This window comes from Desulfovibrio sp. 1188_IL3213 (genome assembly GCF_036763145.1).
Classification (GTDB): Bacteria; Desulfobacterota; Desulfovibrionia; order Desulfovibrionales; family Desulfovibrionaceae; genus Desulfovibrio.
The window spans coordinates 1-4,812 of sequence record NZ_JBAIYR010000170.1 but is presented as its reverse complement, the minus strand read 5'-3'; the positions used below and the strand labels follow the sequence as shown (position 1 = coordinate 4,812).

At 54.5% G+C, this 4,812-nt stretch carries 2 protein-coding genes and 1 pseudogene; 1 reads left to right on the top strand and 2 read right to left on the bottom strand.

Annotation, left to right across the window (positions count from 1 at the left end; genetic code table 11):
• Positions 1 to 669, top strand: a pseudogene (locus V6C16_RS08070) (threonine ammonia-lyase, biosynthetic); the annotation flags it as partial.
• 481 nt (positions 670 to 1,150) lie between these two features.
• Here the strand turns inward: V6C16_RS08070 and V6C16_RS08065 are convergent.
• Positions 1,151 to 4,261, bottom strand: a complete 3,111-nt coding sequence (locus V6C16_RS08065) for a diguanylate cyclase (RefSeq protein ID WP_333534915.1) — start codon at positions 4,259 to 4,261, stop codon at positions 1,151 to 1,153.
• A 229-nt stretch (positions 4,262 to 4,490) separates the two neighbouring features.
• On the bottom strand, positions 4,491 to 4,812 hold a 322-nt coding region (locus V6C16_RS08060), incomplete at its 5' end, for an ABC transporter permease subunit (protein WP_333542987.1).

Sequence of the window (4,812 nt, the reverse complement as noted above, 5' to 3'; positions counted from 1 at the left end):
GCCTATGCCGCCGCCAGCGGCCAGCGTGATGCCACCCTGGTGGCAGTGGTCAGCGGCGCCAACATGAACTTTGACCGCCTGAGCCATGTGGTGGACAGGTCTGAAATCGGCGCGCACCGTGAGGCTTTGCTGGCAGTGACCATTCCGGAAGCCGTGGGCAGCTTTCGCACCCTGTGCGCTTCTTTCGGCAGCCGTAACATCACGGAACTGTGTACCCGTTTTTCCGATCCTGTGAAGGCGCGCGTGCTGGTGGGCATAAAGATCAGCGGACGCGAAGACGTGGCCGAAGTGCTGGCGGAACTGCACGGCAAGGGGTTCGGGGCTGTCGATCTGACAGATAACGAGTTTGCCAAGGTTCACCTGCGGCACCTGGTCGGCGGCAATGCGCCGCAGGTGCTGCATGAGCGGCTGCTGCGCTTTACGTTTCCCGAGCGGCCCGGGGCGCTGCTGGACTTTATGGACGCCATGCGCGTGGACTTCAGCATAAGCCTGTTCCAGTACCGCTATCATGGCGCGGATTTCGGCCGGGTGCTGGTGGGCTTTGAGGTTCCGGAAGAAAAGCGCGAAGTTTTTGAGGAGTTTTTGCAGCGCGTTGAAGGCATGGGCTACCCGCATGTGGAGGAGACGGACAATGCCGCCTACCAGATGTTTCTGGGCTGGCACGACTAGAGCAGATTAACTTTGAGAATATACATTCTCAAAGTTTAAGGCACGCTCACTTCGGCGTTTAACCGCGCAGATAAACTGCGCTTACGCCTCCGTAGCGAACGTCTGCTCACGCAGCCGTCCGAGCAATTTAAAAGTTAAATTGCTCGGACGGCGTCAAAGTCGGGTTTTGGCTCCTGTTGAATACCACAAGAGTATACTTCTTTTGCCGAAACCCGACTTTTCCTTGTGTCTGGAGCAAAATTATTTAGAGCATTTTCACTTTGAAAGTGCTCTGGCGACTGCGTGGAAAGTGCTCTGGCGACTGCGTGAGTAAGCGCAACTTATTTGCGCTGCGCTTTCGGAACCGTTTCAAGGTGAACGCTCCAAAGGCTTTTTGCATGTTCTTGTTGAGAATACTGGCCTTACTGCTCGTTTTCGTTCAGTGAATCCCCTTGGGGCGGGGCAGAGTTGGGCGGAAACGGGCTTTTTTGTCAGAAAAAAATCATGGCAAAGGCAGATAGCTTTCTTCAAAGACAGCCAGGGGTACAGGCTTGCTGAACAGATAGCCCTGGACCTGCTCGCAGCCTTTTTGCCTGAGAATGGCAAACTGTTCTTCTGTTTCCACGCCCTCGGCCACCACGCGGATATCCATTCTGCGGCACATGTCCACAATGGCCTCGATGACCATCTGGGTTTTCTGGTTGGTGGTGATGCTGTCCACAAGGGCCTTGTCCACCTTGAGCTCATCAAAGTTTGCCAGCGAAAAGAGCGACAGGTTGGCAAAATCTACTCCGAAGTCGTCAATGGCAACGGCAAAGCCCAACTCGCGGATATTGTCGATCAGCGCCAGCAGGTTCATGCCTTCCACGCCTTTCACGCTTTCCGTCACCTCAATGATCACCCATTTTTTATCAATGCCGTAGCGGCCGAAAACCGCCAGCAGGCGCGTGATAAAGCCCTGTTCCGCCAGGGTGTAGCGTGAAAAATTCACTGATATGGGAATGGCCTGCCTGCCTTCGGCAAGCCAGCGGGCGAGCACGGCACAGACGCTGTCAAAAACATAAAAATCAAGCATGCCAATGAGTTTTGCATCTTCGAGTACAGGCAGAAACTGGGCTGGGGGCGCCACTGTGCCGTCTTCCTGCAGGTAGCGCACCAGAGCTTCGGAGCCGTTTACCTTGCGGTCGGCAGTTGACACTATGGGCTGGAGGTAAACGGTAAAAGCGCCGTCTTGCAGGCTTTTTTCCAGCATGCCCGGTTGCGTCAGGCAAAAGACATCATCGTTGTAATGGCGGTAACGGTCGCTGGGCAGATTTTTTCGATAATGGTTTTTCTTGTCCTGATACATGCGTTTTTCCGCTGCGTGGGCCAGACCCTGCAGGTCATTTGTGGCCTCGACCCACTGATGGCCGATGGCAACGTGGCAGTCCTGAAAGGCCGAACAATGGGCCTTGAGCAGGCGCACGCACTGTTCAAACTCCTCCTGGGGCAGGTCCTTGCATATGACAAGAAACTCGTCCCCGCCCACCCGGTAGGCCGAGCCTGACAGAAACGCCTTCCTGATGCTGTGCGCGCAGCCTGTCAGCAGCCTGTCGCCGTGGGCCTGCCCGAACATGTCGTTGATCCGTTTCATCTCATTGATGGAAAGGTAGACGATGCCCGCATGGTACGCGTTTTTGGCATTACCGATATCCTGCAGATAGGAATTTCGGTTGTGCAGGCCGGTGAGGCTGTCCTCAAAGCTCAGCTTTATCAGAAGCTCTTCATAGTTGATGCGGCGTATGGTGGAGAGCAGGAAGTAGCGCAGCGAAAGCAGCAGGGGCGCGATTTCGCGGATCTTTTCGGGAGAAGCGTTTTCCATGCCCCAGAAGCCCAGCAAAACGCCGTTATGCTCCAGTGGCATGATCACCAGATTGCGAATGCCCTCGGCATAAAGACTTCCGTAAGTTTCCGGCTGCTGCTCTGCCTGTTCCGCCATATTTTTAATGACCAGATACTCGCTTGTTTTTGCTGATATGCGCCATTGGTGAAAGCGGGCCATGTCCAGCGTCTGATACCGCTCTTCGGCAAGATGGGCGGCACGCCATTCGCTTTTGAGCAGGAACGTATCGCCGGTAAGCTGAAAGAAACAGGCACGGTCTGCGCCAAAGTGCTTGCCTACGCGCTCCAGCAGGTCTTCAAGCGCTTCTGCCAGTGTTTTGGCATTGTAGAGCAGGGCGATGCAGTCTCTGTTAACTTTTTCGCCTTCAAGAGCATGCTGCAGGGCATGACGCTCCATCTCGCGTTCCGTAATATCGGTGGCGATCTGCATGCGCGCTTTTCTGCCGTTCCAGTTCACGAGCCTGTCACGCAGAATAAAGTGCCGCCCCAGCATTTTGTTGGTAAATTCCCAGGAATACACGCTGTCGAATGTGAGCCGCTCATTGAGGCAAAAGGAACACGGGGCGTCCAGGCCTTGCAGCAACTGATGGCATTTGGCCCCGCGCGTATTGCTGATACCGTATTTTTCCCGTGCCGGGGCATTGATGTACAGCAGCTCATAGGTGGTCACATCCACCACATAAACCAGCTCGAGCATCTGCTCGAGGGTGCTCAGCAGCGTGTCCTGCATCAGCGCTCTGTCTTCTTCCGGTAAATCGGGGAACGTGTCCTGTTCCGTGGGGCAGGCCTGGCCGGAAGTCTGGAGGAGTGTCAGGGGGATTTCTCTCGGGCTGTCCGTATACGGTTCGGGATGTTCGGCAACCACGCGGCTGCGGCCGTCCTGCTTGGCCTGATACATGGCGCTGTCCGCGCTGCGGATAAGGTGCTCAAGGCTCCGGGGCGCCGCAGGCTGCATGCTGGACAGACCGATGCTGACTGAGAGACGCAGGTCCGGATGTTCTTGAAAGCGTACGCGTTGTACCATGTTCATGATGCGTTGCGCCACAAGATGCGCCGCGGCGCTGTCCGCATGGGCCAGCAGGACCACAAATTCTTCACCGCCGTAGCGGCAATTGATGTCGCTGCCACGCAGGCAGCGCTTGATGGCGTCTGAAATGCGTTCCAGTACCGCGTCACCGAAAGCATGCCCATAGAGATCGTTGACCTGTTTGAAATGGTCAATGTCTATGAAGAGAACAGAGACGGGCATGTTGAACCTTTTGCTGTGTTCATGCAGGGCCGCGCCTTTCTTAAAAAAATCGTGGCGGTTTGAGGCTCCCGTCAGCTTGTCGGTGGTCGCCATGTGAACCAGCGCGTCGCCGTAGCGCTTGAGCGCCTGAATGTTTTTTTCTTCTCTGGACTTGAGCTTTCCCACAAGAAGAACAATGGCGAAAATAGCGAGAGAAATGGTGACGGACTTGTAAGCGCCGGCCGGATCATTGGTTTTTACCAGAAAAAAATGGGCGCTGTAGGCAAATGCCACGCAGCCGCCAAGAGCGCCCCCAAGGTAGCCACTGGAATATGTGGCGTACACAATGGGGATCATCAGGATAATCATGGGGTTGGGAATGTTAAAAATATAAACGATCAAAATGGACAGGCAAGTCGGCAAAACAGAAAACAGATATTTTATCCATTCATGCGGTAAGTGCGCCTTGAAGCGCGCTTTCAGAGAATTTATTGTTTTTTTCATTTCGGCCTCATGCTATCCGGCTGATGTTTTTAAGCATCTTTTGGCCGAAAATCTGAAATTCGTGATATTTCGTATCAGGAAAGAGCCTCATCTGAAGTTTATACAGAATTATTTTTGAACATTCCAGATATGGGATGTATGAATATTCGCGGTCATGTCCCGTGCCGTCAAAAAAGGCTCTCCACTGCAAGCAGAGGAGAGCCTTTCCGTTGCGGGAAAGAGCAGTGTTTTAGCGCGCGCCAAAGCCGGGTACATGAAATCGGCGCTCAAGCCAGCGCAGAAAAAATGTCGCCAGGGTAACCATTGCCAGGTAGTAGGCCCCGACAGTGATGAAAACTTCGGTAAAGCGGAAGGTGTCTGAAGCCACAACCTTGCCTTCGCCCATAAGTTCCATGCAGGTGACGAAGTAGGCCAACGAACTGTACTTTATGAGGTAAATGATTTCATTGCCGCAACCGGGAAGCGCGCGCCGGGCCGCTTGCGGCACAACTATCCAGGCCACGGTTTGCCAGGTGCTGAACCCCAGGGCCTGGGCGGCGCGGATCTGCCCC